Source organism: Alcanivorax sp., from assembly GCF_019431375.1.
GTDB classification, from domain to species: domain Bacteria; phylum Pseudomonadota; class Gammaproteobacteria; order Pseudomonadales; family Alcanivoracaceae; genus Alcanivorax; species Alcanivorax jadensis_A.
The window spans coordinates 2418108-2436850 of the sequence record NZ_CP080267.1 but is presented as its reverse complement, the minus strand read 5'-3'; the positions used below and the strand labels follow the sequence as shown (position 1 = coordinate 2436850).

19 protein-coding genes are annotated in these 18743 nt (G+C 60.2%); 16 read left to right on the top strand and 3 right to left on the bottom strand.

Annotated elements, in window-relative coordinates; genetic code table 11:
* Positions 1–22: 22 nt before the first annotated feature.
* The 6 genes from KZ772_RS11370 (at position 23) to KZ772_RS11345 (ending at position 5195) form a co-directional block, all read left to right on the top strand.
* Entirely contained in the window at positions 23–1543 is a 1521-nt protein-coding gene (locus tag KZ772_RS11370; protein ID WP_290536687.1) for a pitrilysin family protein, read from the top strand.
* On the top strand, positions 1533–2132 hold the full coding sequence (rsmD, locus tag KZ772_RS11365; RefSeq protein ID WP_290536686.1) for a 16S rRNA (guanine(966)-N(2))-methyltransferase RsmD: 600 nt from the start codon (positions 1533–1535) through the stop codon (positions 2130–2132). The genes KZ772_RS11370 and rsmD overlap by 11 nt, the downstream gene beginning before the upstream one ends.
* A gap of 192 nt (positions 2133–2324) precedes the next feature.
* A complete protein-coding gene (locus KZ772_RS11360; RefSeq protein ID WP_290536685.1) occupies positions 2325–2849 on the top strand; it encodes a methanogen output domain 1-containing protein in 525 nt (174 codons plus the stop codon).
* On the top strand, positions 2846–3823 hold the full coding sequence (locus tag KZ772_RS11355; protein ID WP_290536684.1) for a sensor domain-containing diguanylate cyclase: 978 nt from the start codon (positions 2846–2848) through the stop codon (positions 3821–3823). The genes KZ772_RS11360 and KZ772_RS11355 overlap by 4 nt, the downstream gene beginning before the upstream one ends.
* 143 nt (positions 3824–3966) lie before the next feature.
* On the top strand, positions 3967–4842 hold the full coding sequence (locus tag KZ772_RS11350; RefSeq protein WP_290536683.1) for a metal-dependent hydrolase: 876 nt from the start codon (positions 3967–3969) through the stop codon (positions 4840–4842).
* Between the two features lie 95 nt (positions 4843–4937).
* Positions 4938–5195 carry a hypothetical protein gene (locus KZ772_RS11345; protein ID WP_290536682.1) on the top strand — a complete coding sequence of 86 codons (258 nt, stop codon included), beginning with the start codon at positions 4938–4940 and terminating at the stop codon, positions 5193–5195.
* Between the two features lie 13 nt (positions 5196–5208).
* Here the strand turns inward: KZ772_RS11345 and KZ772_RS11340 are convergent, their stop codons facing one another.
* Complete coding sequence (locus KZ772_RS11340) at positions 5209–6027, bottom strand: mechanosensitive ion channel domain-containing protein (RefSeq protein ID WP_290536681.1); 819 nt, start codon at positions 6025–6027, stop codon at positions 5209–5211.
* Entirely contained in the window at positions 6020–8746 is a 2727-nt protein-coding gene (locus tag KZ772_RS11335; protein ID WP_290536680.1) for an AAA family ATPase, read from the bottom strand. Before KZ772_RS11335 ends, KZ772_RS11340 begins: the two co-directional genes overlap by 8 nt.
* 159 nt (positions 8747–8905) lie before the next feature.
* Between KZ772_RS11335 and KZ772_RS11330 the strand changes: the two genes are divergently transcribed.
* The 4 genes from KZ772_RS11330 to KZ772_RS11315 all read left to right on the top strand — a co-directional run bounded on the left by KZ772_RS11330 (position 8906) and on the right by KZ772_RS11315 (position 11643).
* Positions 8906–9313 (top strand): CBS domain-containing protein, encoded by a 408-nt coding sequence (locus KZ772_RS11330; RefSeq protein WP_290536679.1) that lies wholly within the window; start codon positions 8906–8908, stop codon positions 9311–9313.
* Between the two features lie 152 nt (positions 9314–9465).
* Positions 9466–9954, top strand: coding sequence for an Mpo1-like protein (locus KZ772_RS11325; protein WP_290536678.1), 489 nt, complete (start codon positions 9466–9468; stop codon positions 9952–9954).
* A 44-nt stretch (positions 9955–9998) separates the two neighbouring features.
* A complete protein-coding gene (locus KZ772_RS11320; protein ID WP_290536677.1) occupies positions 9999–10757 on the top strand; it encodes an AraC family transcriptional regulator in 759 nt (252 codons plus the stop codon).
* A 13-nt stretch (positions 10758–10770) separates the two neighbouring features.
* Positions 10771–11643 (top strand): enoyl-CoA hydratase-related protein, encoded by an 873-nt coding sequence (locus KZ772_RS11315; RefSeq protein ID WP_290536676.1) that lies wholly within the window; start codon positions 10771–10773, stop codon positions 11641–11643.
* Between the two features lie 149 nt (positions 11644–11792).
* On the opposite strand, the gene KZ772_RS11310 is transcribed toward KZ772_RS11315, so the two are convergent.
* Positions 11793–12770, bottom strand: coding sequence for an AraC family transcriptional regulator (locus KZ772_RS11310; RefSeq protein ID WP_290536675.1), 978 nt, complete (start codon positions 12768–12770; stop codon positions 11793–11795).
* 175 nt (positions 12771–12945) lie between these two features.
* Between KZ772_RS11310 and KZ772_RS11305 the strand changes: the two genes are divergently transcribed.
* The 6 genes from KZ772_RS11305 (at position 12946) to KZ772_RS11280 (ending at position 18440) form a co-directional block, all read left to right on the top strand.
* On the top strand, positions 12946–14238 hold the full coding sequence (locus tag KZ772_RS11305; RefSeq protein WP_290536674.1) for an NAD(P)-binding domain-containing protein: 1293 nt from the start codon (positions 12946–12948) through the stop codon (positions 14236–14238).
* Between the two features lies 1 nt (position 14239).
* Positions 14240–15160, top strand: coding sequence for a bile acid:sodium symporter family protein (locus tag KZ772_RS11300; RefSeq protein WP_290536673.1), 921 nt, complete (start codon positions 14240–14242; stop codon positions 15158–15160).
* Positions 15142–16080 (top strand): SDR family oxidoreductase, encoded by a 939-nt coding sequence (locus tag KZ772_RS11295; RefSeq protein WP_290536672.1) that lies wholly within the window; start codon positions 15142–15144, stop codon positions 16078–16080. Before KZ772_RS11300 ends, KZ772_RS11295 begins: the two co-directional genes overlap by 19 nt.
* Entirely contained in the window at positions 16077–16874 is a 798-nt protein-coding gene (locus KZ772_RS11290; RefSeq protein ID WP_290536671.1) for an SDR family NAD(P)-dependent oxidoreductase, read from the top strand. Before KZ772_RS11295 ends, KZ772_RS11290 begins: the two co-directional genes overlap by 4 nt.
* Entirely contained in the window at positions 16875–17618 is a 744-nt protein-coding gene (locus KZ772_RS11285) for a sulfite exporter TauE/SafE family protein (RefSeq protein ID WP_290536670.1), read from the top strand.
* Between the two features lie 231 nt (positions 17619–17849).
* Positions 17850–18440 (top strand): GNAT family N-acetyltransferase, encoded by a 591-nt coding sequence (locus KZ772_RS11280; protein WP_290536669.1) that lies wholly within the window; start codon positions 17850–17852, stop codon positions 18438–18440.
* Positions 18441–18743 lie beyond the last annotated feature (303 nt).

Genomic DNA, 18743 nt, shown 5'->3' with positions numbered 1-18743 from the left:
TTACAAGCTACAAGGGGTGAAGATGGCGGCTTACTCTCCTCGCAGGGCGGCGTTCCGCGCTGCCGGTGTCGAGGGCGCGGCGCCTGCGCTATTCGATTGGCTGAAAGGTTTGCGCGCGTTGCAGCCTGTAGCTTGCAGCTTTCGCCTTCTGGCAGTGTCGGCAGCGTTGCTGCTCAGCGCCTGCGCCAGCTTCCCGACTACGGAAAAACAGGTGGCGGCCAGTGAGCCCCAGGCGCCGCAGTTGGACATCCAGTCATGGCAGACGGAGCAGGGTGCCAAGGTCATGTTCGTGCACAGCGATGCCTTGCCCATGCTGGATATTCGTCTGGTGATGGCCGCCGGCAGTTCCCGGGATGACGGCTTGCCCGGCGTAGCCTCGCTGACCAGCGCCCTGATCGGCCAGGGCGCCGACGCCCTGAGTGTGGATCACATCGCCCGCGGCTTTGAAGATCGCGGCGCCAGCTTTTCCTCCAGCAGTTACCGGGACATGGGCATTATCAGCCTGCGCACCCTGTCGGCGGTGGAATATCGCCAGCCGGTGGTGGCGCTGTTCAACCGGGTGATCGGTTCACCCAACTTCCCCCAGGACGCGCTGGACCGTCTGCGCACCCGCGCCATGCAGGGGCTGCGCATGGAGCAGCAGGTGCCGGGCCCGCAGGTCAGCAAGGCGTTCATGGCCACTCTGTTTGCCGACCATCCCTATGGTCAGCCCAGTGAAGGAACGCTGGAGAGCTTGCCGCAGATCCAGCGGCAGCAGCTGGTGGATTTCTATGAGAGCTATTACGCCGCTGGCAATACCGTAATCGCCATGGTGGGGGACCTGTCGCGCAGTGAGGCCGAGGAGATAGCCGCACGGATCAGTGCGGCACTGCCAGAGGGCCCGGCGGCGCCAGAGCTGCCCCGGGCAGAGGTGCTCAGCGAACGCAAACGCGAGCACATCGATTTCCCTTCCGCCCAGACCCATATTCTGCTGGGCAACCAGGCCACCTGGCGGGGCAACCCGGATCATGTGGCCCTGCACGTGGGCAACCAGATTCTCGGCGGTGGCGGCTTTGCCTCCATTCTCACCGACGAGGTGCGCCAGCAGCGCGGCTTTGTCTACGGCATCGGCAGCGGCTTCTCGGCCATGGCGGCGGGCGGCCCTTTCCAGGTGCAGTTCAAGACCGCCAACGAGAATGCGGATGAGGCGCTGAGCTTGACGCTGGATCTGATTGGCAAATTTGTTGAAGACGGTCCCACTGACGCGCAGCTGGAGCAGGCGCGGGCCAATATTCTTGGCAGCTTTGCCCTGAGCACCGCCGACAATAGCGACATCATCGGCCAGCTGGGCGCCATCGGTTTCTACGATCTGCCGCTGGATTACCTGCAGTGGTTCAACCGCCAGGTGCGGCAGGTCACCGTGACGGATATCCGCGAGGCCTTCCAGCGAACCCTGGATGTGGATGATCTGGCCATCGTCAGTATCGGCCCGGAGGCACCACAGATCTTGCAGGATCAGGGCAGTGATGCCCCGGAGGTGGAGGAAGCGCGCCGTGGCGACTAGAGGTCAGGGCCGCAAAGGCGGCGCCACCAGCAAGGGCCAGGTGCGTATCATTGGCGGTGAACGACGGGGCCACCGTTTGCAGTTTGTCGATCAGGGGGGCGATCTGCGCCCCTCGTCCGATCGCATGCGCGAAACCCTGTTCAACTGGCTGCAGTTCGAATTGCCCGGCCTGCGGGTGCTGGATCTGTTTGCCGGTTCCGGGGTGCTCGGCGCAGAGGCCTTGAGCCGCGGTGCAAAGCGGGCAGTACTGGTGGAAAAAAAGCGCGAGCGTGCCGCCGACCTGAAACGCCAGTTACTGCCGTTGTTTGACGACCGTATCGAGATTCACAACGCGGATGCCCTGCAGTGGCTGGCCCACAGCGCCCTGCAGTTTGATCTGGTGTTTGTGGACCCGCCCTACGACCTGGGGCTGGCGGAGCCGGCCTGTGCGGCGCTGGAACAGCAGGGGCTTTTGGCAGAAGGCGCCTGGGTCTATGTGGAAAGCCGTCGTCACGGGGAGTCCCCTTCGGTACCGGCGAACTGGCAGCTGTATCGGGAGAAAAGCGGAGGTGACATTCTCGCCCGATTGTTTCGCCGTGAAACGGCTTGATTCCCATTCGTCGGTTTGTGGCGGAGAAAGGGGACAGTCGGCTCTCTAAAGGGGGTAAATGGTATGCGGGGGTATGTCAGTGTGATTGAAGTCGCAGTCGCTCCGTTGAATTATGTATATGAAGCCATTGGGGGTGGCTGCTGACGACGGCACATAACTGACACCGTCACCGGCTCAAGGACGGGGGCGAATATGGAAAAGGTCTCGGAACGGATTCAGACGGCATCCATCGGCCTGGACAAGGACCGGTTTCTGCGGCAGTTGCTTGGCTATCTGGCCGAGTCCCTGCAGGAAGTCACCGGCATGGATCAGGCCGAAGGCTTCATCTCCCTGGTGGGCCAGAAAATCGGTGACGAACTGAACGCGCACTATCTGCAAGCCCTCAAACTGACTCAACTGGACCGCCACCAGATCGCCGCAGTGCTGGTGGATCTCAAGCGTCGTATCGACGGGGATTTCTATCTGATCCATGCGGATGAGCGGCAACTGGTGCTGGGCAACCGCCGTTGTCCGTTCGGCGACAAGGTGATCGGTCGCCCGGCCCTGTGCATGATGACGTCCAATGTGTTCGGCGTGATCGCAGCGGAAAATGCCGGTTATGCCCGGGTGGACATCCAGAAGGCCATCGCCAATGGTGACGGCCACTGTCATGTGGTCATCTCCCTGGACGGCAGCGATATGGAGGCGGGGCGGGAGTACTTTCGCTCCGGGGAATGATGCCTTTGTCCGCGGATTGCCGCGCCCTGATTGATGCGTTATCCATGCCGGTGTTCGTGGTCCATGGCGATGGCCGGCTGGAGTGGCTGAACCGCCGGGCTCGACGGGTGCTGGCTGGCAGCGCGCCGCAAACCATCAAGAACCTGCTGGTGTCACCTTCGCGAAGCGAGGAATTTCTGCGCGTCATGCGCCGCAACCAGGCATTTTCCCACCTGGCGGTGCACCTGCGACCACCATTGCAGGACAGCTATATTGCCAGTACCCGCATTGCCCGGCAGGGGGAGTTTCTGGATTGCTGGCTGCTGGAGCTGTTGCCCCGGCAACTGGTGGTGGGTGGCATGTATCAGCTTTCCCAGATGATTCAGCGCACCACGGTGCTGAAACGGGAACGGGCGGTAGCGGAAAAGACCGCCCGAATGGCGCTGACCCAGGCGTCCCGGGATTCCCTTACCGGCATTGCCAATCGGCGGGCCTTCGATGACTGGCTGGCGGCGGCCCTGATTCAGGCGGATCAGCAGCAGGACTGGCTGTCGGTGATGATTGTGGATCTGGACTATTTCAAAGCCATCAATGACACCCATGGTCATGATCTGGGCGACCAGGTGCTCAAGCGCGTGGCGCGGTTGCTTGGCGGTGCGCTCACCCGGCGTGGCGATCAGGTGGCGCGCATCGGTGGCGAGGAGTTCGGTGTGTTGTTGCCCGGGGCGGATATCCATGCCTCCCTGAAAGTGGCCTGGCGGCTGGTGATGACCCTGCGGCACTACAATGTGGGATGTCCGGCTGGTGACAGCTGGCACCCGGTGACCCTGTCCGTGGGGGTGGCCACACGACTTCCCGATCAGATGACCACCGGCCGCGACCTGATGCGTGAGGCCGACCGCAGCCTTTATCTGGCCAAGCAACGGGGCCGTGACCAGGCAGTACATGGGGCCCTTTCTGCCCAGTCAGATCCTCCCAGAGCCGATGCCGGCTAATGTGGCGCCCAGGCACAATCAGGATGTGGCTATCCACAACCTGTGCGGCTTGGCGGCAATCCACAAGCAGGAAATGGCACAACCTGAACTAGAGCCCCATTTGTGACTGGCGAATACTGTGTCCATACGCAGGAGGATTTGCCATGAATAGCAAAGCGGTTGCGACGTCGCCGAACACGCCAAAAAAACTGAACAACAGTGATATTCAGCCCCGCAAGATGGATTTTGCCTTCGACCCGGCCATGCCCCGTTACTGGTTCGACGGCGATCAGTTCAAGACCATTCTGCTGACGGCCCTGTCCTGCACCTTTCCGGAAGGTGAGCGCTTTTTTGTCCGTTCCGTGCGGCATTATCAAAAGCAGATCCAGGACCCGCTGCTGCGCGAGCAGGTGAAAGGCTTTATCGGCCAGGAAGCCCACCACGGCAACGAGCACGATGCCTTCAACCACTTTATGGAATCCAAGGGTGTGCCCACCCGCCAGGTGGATGAATTCGTTAATCGCGGCATGCGTTTCATGGCCAAGCACCTGTCGCCGCAACGACAGCTGGCCAAGACCTGCGCGCTGGAACACTTCACCGCCATGCTGGCGGAACTGATGCTGGAGCACCCGGACTTCTTCAAGGGCATGGACGAGCGCATGTTGCCACTGTGGTTATGGCATGCGGTGGAAGAAAGCGAGCACAAGGCGGTGGCCTTTGATGTGTATCAGGACCAGGTGGACAACTACTGGGTGCGCACCTCGGAAATGGCCTTTACCACCGTGGAATTCATCAGTTTCACCATTTTCCATTACTACCAGCTGCGCAAGGGCATGGATGATCCCACCGATTGGCGATCCGTGCGCGGTGGCGTTAACTGGCTGCTTGGCAAACCGGGCTGGCTACGCAAACTGGGCAAGTCCTACCTGGCCTATTACAAGCGGGATTTTCATCCTGCCAAGCGCGACAGCACCTTCCTGCGCAAGCAGGGGTTGAAGAAACTGGCGCGTCTGCTGGATCGACCGGATCTGCTTGGCTGAGCAAGGCGCGGTGGATTATGGCATTCGGCCTGATGCACCCTGCGTGGCCCTTCATGTTTTCCTGTCGTACTGGCGTGTTACGGTGGAGAAACACCATGGAGGTGTTTATGCACTGGTTTCATACACTGAAAGAAAAGCTGTTCCCTTCTCGTCATCAGCACAAGGATGAACAGCCCGCCCACGAGCCGCTGGATTATCACCCGGCCCATGAAGGGGAAACACCGGACGATCTGCATCGTGGCCGGCACCGTATCAAGGAAACCTTTACCAGCCACTGGGATCTGGACTATCTGCCCCGCGAAGAGCTGGAAGAGGCGTTGTCGAAAAACCGCAAGGATAAAGAGCAAAAGTAGGCGGCGAACCGGGTCAAATGTCGCCGCCGCGCCGGGGGCGGGGTATCTGCTGTTCCTGAAACCGCCGGGAAACCCGCACCACGATATCGCTCTGGAAGGCCTTCTCGTAATGCACGTCCAGCACATAGGCCTTGGAGCGCAGGCGGATCGCCAGCAGGTTACCGATTTCCACTTCCTCGATAGCGAAAGACACCGGCTTTTTCAGGTAGGCGTAGCGGCTGGTGACAATCACTTCCTCGATAATGCTTTTCGCGGCTTCCAGGTCCGCATCCAGCCCCACGTGAAAGTCGGTGACGATCATCATGTCCAGCTCGCCGGCATTGCCGGAGGCCACCACATCGGTGATGAAGCGGGAGTTAGGGATGGTTACCAGGTTGTCGTCCAGGGTCTGCAGGCGCACGGTGCGCAGGCCGATGGACACGATTTCCCCGTAGACATCCGCAAAGCTGACCCGGTCGCCCACCCGGAAGGGGCGGTCGAACAACAGCAGCAGGCCGGCCACCAGGGAGGCGGCGATGTCCTTGAGGGCGAAACCCAGGGCCACGGCGATGGAGCCACCGGCAGCCAGCATGAATTCCTTGGGCGGTTGCAGCACCCCGATGATCAGCGCGGCGGTACCCACGGTGTAGAGCACAAAGCCGATCAGGGTGGTGATCTGCAGAATCAGGAAGCGCCGGGTGGGCAGCTTTTCGGTGATCTTCAGGCTGGCCTTGCTGATACCCCAGTTCAGTGCCCACAGCACAAAGCCGCCGATAAACAGCAGCAACAGGGCGTAGATGTTGAACAGCTCAACCACCACCGCCAGATCATTGACGATATTGCCTTCATTCATTGAGCAGATTCTTCCTTGTCAGGTAACTGATCACCTGCTGATACCACAGGGGTTTCAGCCGGTAGCGGCCGTCCTCGGATTTATTCAGGAAACCGGCATCGAAACCGCCCTTGAGAGCGTAGCGCACCACATTGCCCGGCAGGTTGGTCACATGACAGATTTCCTGGCTGGTCAGATTTTCATGGGTGGCAATGGCGGCGTACACGAACAGGGCATTCTCGCCCATGCTGTCGAGAATGCTGGCAGAAGGCGGCGTGGGCAGGCCCACCAGCACCTGTCGGCCCTTGGGCTTCACCGAGGTCAGCCATAATCGCAGGGCCACCATGGGATTGCCGCGGCAGGCATCCCAGAGCAGGCTGAAATAGCGTTGCTCCGCGTTGCGAACATTGCCCGCTTCCGGTCCGCGGGAAGAGAGCAGCACCTCGTCGTAGCGGACCCGATGACCACTGAGGTGGTTGCGCGCCAGGATCAGTGAGCGGATATCGGTCTGACCCCAGCGCTTCACTTTCACCACGTTGCGGAACTGGTAATCACGGCCGAATACATTGCACAAATAGGCCCAGCTCTGGTTGTTGATCATCAGCAGCCAGAACACATTATCCAGCCGTGCATTGACCAGGCTGAGCACCGTGCGCCAGCCTTCCAGGCCGCCGATTTCCTTGAGGAAAAAGTTCTGCGCCTCGTCCAGCACCACCAGGGTGGGCTGGCGCTCCTCGTCACTTTTCACCAGTGCCGCCGGACCTTCCCCGGCCAGGTCCACATCCAGGGCATCGCCCACCAGGGAAAGAATGGCATCCGGGTCCATGGTCTTGGCCGGCACCGTCAGCTTGACCAGATTGAGGCCTTTGCAGCTTTCCGCCAGCGCCCGTTCCAGCCGGTCGATACTGACCGTTTTCCCGCAGCCCTTTTCGCCCACCACCACCTGGGCATTTTCGTCGGTCTTGTCCTCATGCCAGCGCTGGATGTTTTTTTCCATGGCCGTCACCAGGCCGGTATCCACAAAGGGCGTTTTGCTGCCTTCTGGCAGGGCGGTGGCAAACCAGCGTTCGTAATGTTCATCCACTGGCTGTTCATTGTCGGCATCATCTTCATCGTTGTTGATGCGGGTGCGCAGCCGGAACAGGCGAGCCTTGAAGCGCATATACCAATCGAAGTCCGCCAGCACCCGATCCACGAAGCCCACCAGAAAACTGGCCAGCGCCACCGGTAACAGCAGCGGCGCAAACAGCCAGAACAGGACCGGGGTGAGCAGTTTCTCCGCCAGCGGATCCAGCCGCGAAGGGAGAATCGCTTGCAGGCAACGCTGATAATCCTCGGGACGAAGCGCCAGTAGTCGGCCCAGCCCCCAGTAAATGGCTACCAGCAAAATGCCAAGGCAGAGGTAATAGAGCAATGACGGGCCCAGGCTTTCCCACACGATCAACAACGGCAACCAGGGCAGTATCAACCAGCGTGAAATGAGCCTGGCGTGGTCGTGGACCTGTCGTGACTGATCGCTGCTCAGATAGGCGTTGGCACTCTGTGCTACCCGGATCACCAGCCATTCACCGATCAGGCAGAGCAATCCGTAAATCACATAAAGCCGGGCCAGCGGTAGCAGCCAGACAAGAATGCGGGTGGAGGGGGTGTCCAGAAGCGGTGCCAGCAGATCCAGCATCAGCCATAACAGCACCCAGGGCAGCATTGGCGCCAGGCCGCTGATCAGGCGGCTGGCGTTGCGCAGCCAGCGGTGCTCACCACTGGCGCGGACCACGGATTCGTGCAGGGTCAGAGTCCATTGGCGGGTGCGCCGGGCCAGTCGTATCAACAACATGAAGCCGGCAATGCCGAGAATCAGCGCCACGCTGTTCTGCACCAGCGGCAGAAAGCGTTTGTTCTTTGCTGATTCCTGCAGATCAAGGTCGATCACATGGGCGGTATCCAGCAATCGCTGGCCGATGCGCTCGACTTCGTGGCTGAGTAATGCCGGCGCCTGGGCGGGCCCCCCCATGGCGTCAATCTGGCTCCACAGGGAGTGGCGCTGCCACAGATCGGCGCGCAGCTGGCGTAGTTGGCTCTGGATTTCCAGGCGTGTTCGCAGCAGGTCACGCCATTGTGCAGTGGGCTGCGGTGGCAGGGTCAGTGCCGGGCTCTGGTACCAGAGTTGATCCAGTTGTTGCAGCGCCTGTTTTGGTGATGCTCCGAGCAGGGGCAGGATGGCCCAGGTTTGCTGGACATGATTGCTGAGTGTGCTGGCCGCCTGGCTGACCGGTTCCAGAGAGTCTTCCGTATCGGTGAGCGTCTGCAGGTGCTGGTAGAGCGCAGCCAGGGCCGAGAATGCCTGACGCTGGGTGCTGGGCAGCTGGGTGAATTGCTGGCGCAGGGCATGCAGTTTCTGGTCCTGCTGGTGCAGTTGTCCGACCAGGGTATCGATATCGTTTTGCAGGGCCTCGCACTTGTTGACCGGCACGCTGCGCTCGCCGGGTTCGGGCTGCGGCAGGGCGGGGGTTTCCTCAAGGGGGTGGCCAAGCAGATCTGCCAGCTGACGGGGATCGGGAACGTTACCATTCAGGTAGGTCTGTAGCTGCTGACGCTGGGCGGCTTGCTGCTGTTTTTCCTGTTGGAGCTGCTCCAGGGTCTGGCGGGCTGCTTCGCAGGCGGCCACACCGTTGGCGTGCGCCATGGCGGCCAGGGCCAGAAAAATAACAGCAATACACAGCCGTAAACATGGCGATACCATTCGCAATTCCTTCTCCTCAGCAGCGTCCATTGTAGGAACCGGTAGCCATGCCGTCATCCATTGATATTGCCCATAGGGGCGGACAGCCAGTCAAGAGGATACCAAGATAACAGAGTGCTATAGTCAAGAAAGGCTCAAAACGGTTCCAAGGAGGCAGCCATGAGCGAATTGATTGTGCGGGCCCTGATGGCCAAACACCCGGCGGCAGTGAAAATCGGCACGGAGCTGACGGCGGTGGTGGATATTCTGTTGCAGCACAAATTCACTGGTCTGCCGGTGGTGGATGATCACAACAAGGTGGTGGGCTTCGTGTCCGAGCAGGATTGTCTGCGTAAGCTGCTGGTGTCCAGCTACCACTGTGAGGGCAGTCTGGTGGTGGAAGAGTTCATGCATGACCAGCCTCTCACTGTTCACGAAGAGGACTCGGCGGTGAATGTGGCGGAACTGATGGTCACCCAGAAACCGAAGATCTACCCGGTGGTGGATGACAAGGGCATTCTGGTGGGGCTGCTGACCCGGGAGCAGGTACTGCGGGCCCTCAAGGACAGCCGCCGCGGCTGCGATTGATCACGTCGGTAGCCAATCGCGAGTGACAAGGAGCGACGGCGGGGTGCGGGCTGTTCTCGAACCTTGAACCCGTGACCCCTGCGTACAATCCCGCGTTCATCCCCCGCATTACATTCGACGACAGCTCAAAACAACAACTCGGGAGAGCTGTCATGCGTAACCTGCAAACTTTTCTGGCCGATTACGGCGAGAGTCACCAGAACCCGGTCAACCAGTGGGTTCATATCCTCTGTGTGCCGGCCATTTTTATTTCCACCATCGGCCTGTTCTGGCTACTGCCCCTGGGGCGCTGGCTGGGCCTGGAAGGGGCTGCGGCCTACTGGGTCAATGGTGGCACCCTGCTGGCGGTAATCTGCATGCCGTTTTACTTGCGCATGTCTGTGGGCATGACGGTGCTGATGGCAGTCTGGCTGGCCGCGGCCCTGGCGATCATCGTGGCGGTGGATCGCAGTGGTCTGTCACTGGCCTGGAGTGCCGCGGTGGTGTGGCTGCTGGCCTGGGCGGTGCAGGTATGGGGTCACAAGGTGGAAGGCAAGAAGCCATCTTTTGTGGATGATCTGGTGTTTCTGCTGGTGGGGCCCATGTTCGTCAGTATTGAGCTGGCCCACAAACTCGGCGTTCGCTCCCGCGAATCGGCCTGATAATCCATTGCTCGCCAGCGGCCGGGCGGGCATGATCGGCGGTTATGGATGCCACACACTCACCTTCATCAGACTTGCCGTTAACGCCCCTGTTTCTCTGGCCGGGCGGCTGGTTGATGGTGATGCCTGCCATCGATAATCAGCCCCACCAGCATGTGGCGGCCTCCCTGTTGGTGGGGGTTCACCAGCCGATTCGAGTAACGGTGGATGGCCGTCCGCGCCAGGAGCGGGTGGTGCTGGTGCCGCCGGATATGCCCCAGAGCTTGAACAGCCGGGGGCCGGTGGCGGTGATTCACCTGGACCCGGATGAGCCCGCCTGGCGAGCCCTGGCTCGTCTGGGTGGGCTGGATGAAAAGCAGCAACGCTGGTGTGTTGAGCAGATTGCGGCACTGGTGCAGACCGGCAGTGAAGCCCGGGCCCGGCAATTTCTGCACGGTCTGCGACGTCTGGCAGAGCCCCTGCCGCTGGATCCTCGCATCGCCGATGCCTGTGGTCTGATGCGTGCAGGGGAGATGGCTCCCTCCATGGATGCCCTGGCGGAGCACGCCAACCTTTCCGCTTCCCGATTCCGGCACCTGTTTCGTGAACAGCTAGGTGTTTCACTCAAGCGTTATCAGCTGCATCTCAAGTGTCAGCGGGCGCTGGCCCTGTGGCGTAGCGGCATGAATTTCACCGAGCTGGCGGTGGCCGCCGGCTTCTACGATCAGCCCCACCTCAATCGCACCCTGCGTGCCATGTTCGACTCCCTGCCATCGCGGTATGCTCGGGGTCTACCGGTGCAAGTGGTGCACCTGAAAGAATAATGATGGAGGCCCCATGGATTACCAGCATATTTCCACTGATCTGGATGAAAAGATTCTTACCATTACCCTCAACCGTCCGGATCGGCTGAACGCGTTCACCTTGCGCATGAAAGACGAGCTGGTCCATGCCTTTGGTGAGGCGGACCGCAATGATGCGGTGCGCGCGGTGATCGTTACCGGTGCCGGCAAGGTGTTCTGCGCCGGCATGGAAATGCAGCCTGAAGAGGGCGGCAATGTGTTCGGTTATGATGACGCCGAAGGGATGAACCCGCCGCTGGAACAGATTCGTGATTCCGGTGGTGAGGTGTCCCTGGCCATCTACAACTGCCGCAAACCGGTAATCGGCGCTATCAATGGCGCTGCCGTGGGGGTGGGTATCACCATGACCCTGCCCATGGATATTCGTCTGGTGGCGGCCAACAGCAAGATCGGTTTTGTGTTCACCCAGCGGGGGCTGACCCCGGAAGCTTGTTCCTCCTGGTTCCTGCCGCGAGTGGTGGGTATTCAGAAAGCCATGGAATGGGTTATCAGTGGTGATATCTTCATGGCCGAAGAAGGCGTGGAGGCCGGGCTGTTCCACAGTGTCCATGACAAGGGTGAAGTGGTGGATGTGGCCCGCTGCATTGCCCGTAAGATGATCGCCAAGAGTTCCCCGGTGGCGGCGGCCCTGGCCAAACAGATGCTCTGGCGCAACCCCAACTTTGCCCACCCCATGCAGGCCCATGCGGTGGAATCAAAAATGATCTATTGGTCCAACGAATTCTGGGATGGTCGCGACGGCTTCACCGCCTTCCTGGAAAAACGCGAACCGCGTTTTGAAACGCCAATGGCGGATATTCCGCAGCAGTTTGATTTCTGGAAAGAAGAGAAGATCAGTGAACAGTGAACAGTGAACAGTGAACAGTGAACAGTTAATAGCTCCGCGATCATGATGCGTGATGGCTGAAAGCCAGGAGGCCGCGACCAAACTTTGGTCGCGGCCTCCTGCGTTTGAAACACTGCGGCGCTTTGCCCCGCGCCGCTGTTCACTGTTAACTATTCACTATTAACTGCCTTTTCCCTGTACTGCGCCGGTGTCATGCCGGTCCAGCGTTTGAATGCCTTGGAAAAGGCGCTCTCATCGGAAAAGCCCAGTTTGTCGGCGATATCGGCCAGCCGGGTGCCTGCCTGTAATTCCGTTTCTGCCATGCCTTGCAGCAGGGCATCGCGCAGCAGTTTGAAGCTGCTGCCTTCCTCGCCCAGTTTGCGCACCAGATGGCGCCCGCTCATGGCCAACTGGTCGGCGACTTTTTCCTTGCCCCAGTGCGGGTACTGGCGGAGCAGGTCGCGGACGGTGGCGCTGAGAGACTGGCTGCCCAGGTTGTCCAGCAGCTGGTCGGCTAGGGTGCGCAGGTGGTGGCACAGGGACGGGTTGGCATGGATCAGCGGCAGGCTCAGATCGCTGGCAGGTAGCACCAGGGTGTTGTGCTCGGCGGCAAAGCGTACCGGCAAACCGAGCAGGGATTCGTAGCGGCGATTGTCGTCCAGCGCCGGGTGGGCGAAGGTAATGCGGCTGGCATGCAGATGATCGCCGGTGGTCCAGCGTGACAGTTGCAGCAGGGCGGTCATGGCCGCTTCCACCCGTTCCCGCTGGCGCACGGTGTACTGGGGCTGGTAGCGAATCTCGCATTCGCTGTCGTGTACTTGATACGAGAAGGTGCCCCCCTCGCCGACGATGGGGTAGTAATCCATCAGCGAATCCAGCGCCTCTTCCACGGTGTCGCAGCTCATCAGCACCATGCCCACGGTATCCAGATGCCCCACCTGCAAGGCCAGCCCAAACTGGATGCCCACCAGCGGGTCGCGGGCCTGTTCGCAGAAGCTTTCCCAGATTTCCCCCTGCAGCGCCAGGCTGACACGGTCCTGTTCGCCGATGGCCTGTTGCAGCCTGACGGGCAGGGCAAAACCCAGCTGTTCTGCCGCCTGGCTGATGGCCTGGGTAAAGCGCACTGTCACGGTGGGGGTGTGCGTCATGGGGTGTGCGCCATAGTGGTAAACAGAGGTAAGAGGTCCCGAATTAACCGTGGCAAGGTCCCGAATTGGCCGTGAGCCTGCAACCGGTGAACCGTAGAGTAGACATCATACCAAATGCTGAGTCCAACTCGGCAAACCCGGATCCGGGTTCATAATAATAGTTATCGGGACAGCCATGTACGCAGTGATAGGCGCCGGCCCCATGGGCCTGGCCACCGCCAGAAATCTTAACAAGTACGATATTCCTTTCATCGGGTTCGATCTGAACAGCGATGTGGGGGGCCTGTGGGACATCGATAATCCCCACAGCACCATGTATCAGTCCGCGCACCTGATTTCCTCCAAGGGAATGACCGAATTCAGTGAATTCCCCATGCCCGATGAGGTGGCCACTTATCCCCATCACAGTGAAATGAAGCGCTATTTCCAGAGTTATGCGCGCCATTTCGATCTGTATCGCCACTACGAATTTTCCACCCGGGTGGTGCGGGTGGAACGCGATGGTGATGGTTGGCAGGTGACCACCGAACGGGACGGGGAAATGCAACGCCGTTATTTTCAGGGCGTGCTGATCGCCAATGGCACCCTGCACACACCCAACCAGCCCAGCCTGCCGGGCAAGTTCGAGGGTGAGCTGATGCATTCCTGCGACTATCGGGATGCGTCGGTGTTTGATGGCAAGCGGGTGCTGATCGTGGGTTGTGGCAACTCTGCCTGTGATATCGCCGTGGACGCGGTGCACCGGGCGGCCAGTGTGGATCTGTCCGTGCGCCGGGGGTATTACTTTCTGCCCAAGTTTATCGGCGGCAAACCCACCGACAGCATCGGCGGCAAGCTCAAGCTGCCTCGGGGACTCAAGCAGCGTCTGGATGCCAGGCTGATTCGCCTTATTGTCGGCAAGCCCAGCGATTACGGCCTGCCGGAGCCGTCATACCGGATGTACGAATCCCACCCGGTGATCAATTCCCTGGTGCTGCACCACCTCGGCCATGGTGACATCACGCCCCACGGTGACATTGTCGGAGTGGTGGGCGATACGGTGACCTTCGCCGATGGCCAGTCCCGGGTTTATGACCTGGTTCTGATGGCCACCGGTTACAAGCTCGACTACCCCTTTATCGATGCCTCGGAACTGAACTGGCACAACGCCGATGCGCCGCAGCTGTACTTGAATGTGTTCCACCCGCAATACCGTAACCTGTTCATGATGGGCATGGTGGAAGCGGCCGGGCTGGGCTGGGAAGGGCGCAATGAGCAGGCGGAGATGGTGGCGCTCTACATCAAGGCCCGGCAGAACCAACACCCGGAGGCAGACAAGCTGGAGAAGAAAGCCAGCGCGGAAGCCGGCCAGACCCTGGACGGCGGCTTCGACTACCTGAAGCTGGAACGTATGGCCTACTACGTGCACAAGGACAGCTATCGCAAGGCGGTCAACGCCCACATCGCCGACCTGAAACAGGGGGTGTGAGGTGGAGGTTCAGTTCAGTAGCGAGAATCTGCTGATTCTCAACGTCATCCTGGCGTTCATGATGTTCGGGGTGTCCCTGTCGCTCACCGGTGAGGATTTCCGGCGCGTGCTCAAACGCCCGGATGCGCCCATTGTCGGTCTGCTTGCCCAGTTCGTCCTGCTGCCCGCCGCCACCTGCCTGACCACCTGGTTTTTTGAAGTGGAGCCGGAAATGGCGCTGGGCATGATTCTGGTGGCGTCCTGCCCGGGTGGTTCGTTTTCCAACATCATGACCTGGTTGGCCCGGGCCAATGTGGCGGTATCGGTAAGCATGACTGCCATCTCCAGCCTGGTGGCCATGGTGATGACACCGTTCAACTTTGCTCTGTACGGCTGGCTTAACCCGCATACCCGGTCGATGCTCACGGCAATCCAGCTGGACAGTATGAATATTCTGATTCTGGTGGTGCTGGTGCTGGGGCTGCCGCTGCTACTGGGAATGATGACCGGCAAGCTGTTTCCCCGCTTTGCCGCCAGGGCCGAGAAACCCATGCGGGTGATTACCCTGCTGGTGTTGTTGCTGTTTGTGGGCGTGGCCTTTGGCAACAACATGGATGTGTTTCTGGCCACGGCGGACCGGATCGTCATCCTGGTGGTGCTGCAGAATCTGCTGGCGCTGGGCATGGGCGCCTTTGCCGGCGCCCTCACCGGCTTGCCCCGGCAGGACCGCCGGGCCATCACCATGGAAGTGGGCATCCAGAATTCCGGTCTGGGGCTGGCGATTCTGTTCACCTTTTTCCCGGAGGCCAGCGGCATGATCCTGATCGCCGCCTTCTGGGGTGTCTGGCATCTGATTTCCGGCCTGCTGCTGGCCTGGTGGTGGTCACGGGGCCATGAAGACCGCCAAAACCCAGAGGAGGCGGCATGCGACGACGCATCCTGATAACCGGCGCCGCCGGTTATATCGGCAGCCAGGTCGCCCGGCGGCTAAGCCAGGAGCACCATGTGGTGGGGGTGGATATTCGCGCTGATGACAGTGCCGATTTCCCTTTCTTCGTGATGGATATTCGCGATCCGGCGTTGGGCAGGTTGATAAGTGAGCAAGGTATTCAGCAGGTGGTTCACCTGGCCGCTGTGCTGGAGGATTCCGGCGACAGGGAGCGGGATTTTGATATCGATGTGAACGGTACCCGCAACGTGCTGGATGCTTGTGTGGCTGCAGGCGTGGAGCAGTTGGTGGTGACCAGTTCCGGCGCCGCTTATGGCTATCACCCGGACAATCCTGCCTGGCTGGACGAAGACGATGCCCTGCGCGGTAACCCGGAGTTTGCCTACTCGGATCACAAGCGCCAGGTGGAAACCCTGCTGGCGGAGTATCGCCAGAAACACCCGGCACTGAAGCAGCTGATACTGCGTCCGGGCACCGTGCTGGGCGCCAATACCCGCAACCTGATCACCCGGCTGTTCGAGAAACCGCGCCTGGTGGCAGTAGCCGGTTCGCCTTCGCCGTTCGTATTTATCTGGGATCAGGATGTGGTGGCGATCATTCACAAAGGGGTGCTGGAGGGCAAGGCTGGTTGCTACAACCTGGCCGGCGATGGCGCTCTCAGCATTCATGAACTGGGTCGTCTGCTGGGTAAACCGGTGATCTCGGTTCCTGCCGGGTTGATTCGCGCTGCCCTGTGGATGGGCAATCGCCTGGGCCTCACCAACTACACCCCGGCACAGGTGAACTTCCTGCGCTATCGGCCGGTGCTGGCCAATCGACGACTCAAGGAAGAGTTCGGCTATATCCCGCGCAAGACCTCGGAGCAGGTGTTTCGCTTCTATATGGCCAACCAGACACAGAGGAAGGACCAATGAAAACCGTACTGATTACCGGTGCCGCTTCCGGCCTCGGCTGGGCCCTGTCCCAGCGGGCCTTCGCGCTGGGCCATCGTGTCATCATGACCGATATGAATGCCTTGCAGCTGGCGGCGCGGGCAGATGTGCTGGCCAATCAGGATCCGTCCCGGGTTACCTTCCACCAGCTTGATGTGACTGACAGCGAGGCGATCACCGCACTGGTGGCCTTGCTCAAGGAAAGGGAAGGTGGCCTGGATGTGCTGATCAACAACGCCGGCATTACCCATCGCTCCCTGGCGGACAAGACTGACATCGCCGTGTTCCGCAAGGTCATGGCGGTGGACTGGCAGGCGCCGGTGGAAATGGCAGTGGCCTGCCTGCCCCTGCTCAAGCGCAGTGGTGGAGGCATCATCAATATCGGCTCCATGGCTGGCTGGATGCCGGTGCTGGGGCGGGCCGGTTACTGCAGCGCGAAAAGTGCTCTGAGCCAGTTTTTCGAGGTGCTGCGCGGCGAGGTGGCGCAATACGGGGTGCATATCCTGATGGTGTATCCCAGCTTCCTGGACACGCCCATTGAAACCAATGCCCTGGGGCACGATGGCCAGCCCGCCGCGCATCCCCGTTCCATGGTGGGTGCCATGCAGACGCCGGAGTGGATGGCCGAGCGGGTGTTCGAGGCCTACTATCGCAAGAAAAAGCGCCTGTTCCCGGATCGCTTTACCTGGTTCGCCAGCCTGTTGTGGCGGCTGGCGCCGGATGTCTACCAGCGCATGATGGTGCGCAAGTTCGCCTCCGAGCTGGAACCCCGTTAAATGGCAGAAATGATCACCCTGCCCTGGCTGTTGCTGGGGCTGTTTATCTTCCTGGCCTTCACCACCGAAGCCGCCACCGGCTTTGGCAGTATCGTTATCGCCCTGTCTCTGGGGGCGCTGGTGTTGCCGATGACGGAGATTCTGCCGGTGCTGGTGCCGCTCAATATTGTCATGAGCAGCACTCTGAGCTGGCGGCACCGCCACGCCATTCACTGGCCCACCCTGTGGAAACTGATCCTGCCCTTGATGGTGGTGGGGACCCTGGCCGGCTACGGGCTACGTCCCTGGCTGGGAGACCAGTTGCTCAAGAATGCTTTTGGGGTGCTGGTGCTGTGGTTCAGCGTCCGGGAGCTGTGGCGAATGTGGCATGGCGCCATCGTTTCAGCCCATGGCGGCCTGTGGACCCGGGTGTGGATGTTTCTGGCGGGTATCACCCATGGTCTGTTTGCCTCCGGTGGCCCGCTGCTGGTCTATGCCCTCAGCGGTCTTTCTCTGGACAAGCAACGTTTCCGCGCCACTCTGATTCTGGTATGGCTGGCCCTCAACAGCCTGCTCACCCTGGTATTCCTGCTGGATGGCAGCCTGCTGCCGGCGGCGCCGCGAATTGCCATGCTGGTGCCGGTGGTAATTGCTGCCATGGTGTTGGGGGAAGTGCTGCATCACCGGGTCAACGAGCAGCGGTTTCGTCAGGCGGTGTTTGTGGTGCTGGCGGTAACCGGAGGTATTCTGGCCTGGCCGGGTTGAAATGAGCTACAAGTTGCAAGCTACAAGTTTCAACGCGGGCTGGCCTGTCAATTGATGGCAGGTCGTTCCCGCGATTAACGGTAATGACGCGGGCTCGGGATCTCAAAACGCCAGGATCTTTCCCTCGCGTTGCAACTTGAAACTTGCCTCTTGCCACTCTCCCTGCATCGCCACCGCCCCTCTGACGTGGTATTCATGACATGTCTTGTTTACAGGCATTCAGGAGCTGCCATGTCCCATCTGGAAATTCGTCCGGTGACCGGTTTTGCCGTGGAGCCCTGGCTGGATGAGCTGGCTGAATTGCGCATTCAGGTGTTTCGGGACTTTCCCTATTTGTACGAGGGCAACCGGGATTACGAGCGTCGTTATCTGGATCGGTATGCCCAGTCTGATCGCAGCGTCTTTGTGCTGGCGCTGGAGTTCAACCGGCTGGTGGGGGCGGCCACGGCGTTGCCGCTGCTGGAGGCGGATGGCGAATTCCAGGCCCCGTTCCGGCAACTGGGCGCCGAGCTGGGCTCGGTGTTTTATTTCGGTGAGTCGGTGTTGCTGAAACCCTATCGGGGTGAAGGGGTGGGTCATCGTTTCTTTGATCTGCGTGAGCAATATGCCGCTGATTTCGGATTCCTGCATACGGCGTTCTGCGCGGTACAGCGGTCGGAGGATCACCCCTTGCGTCCTGACGGTTACCGACCTCTGGATGATTTCTGGCGAGGCCGGGGCTATTTTCCCCAGAACCAACTGGTAGCCCATTTCGACTGGACAGACGTGGGTGAAGAGAGTCCCAGCCGCAAGGCCATGCAGTTCTGGTTGCACAGCCTGTGACACGTTAATGAAAAAGCGTGAAGGACCATGTCGTTACCCCAGGGGGGCGCTTGCTAGTAGCTGTCTTTCCCTGACATCGCGTTGTGCTGTTGCTATACAGCATTGGCTTGCGTGGCATTGCCATTAAACTTTCACCCATATGGGTGATTAATCGTCAACATGTGCTCCCTATACTCGGTGCCTCGAGTGTGAATTTGTTGTGAAGGGGGCTTCATGGAACGTTATTATCGCACTCACCAGCACTGGGCTGCGCGTGTTGCGCGACAGGCCATGATCATTGTTCCGCTGGCGTTATTGGCGGTG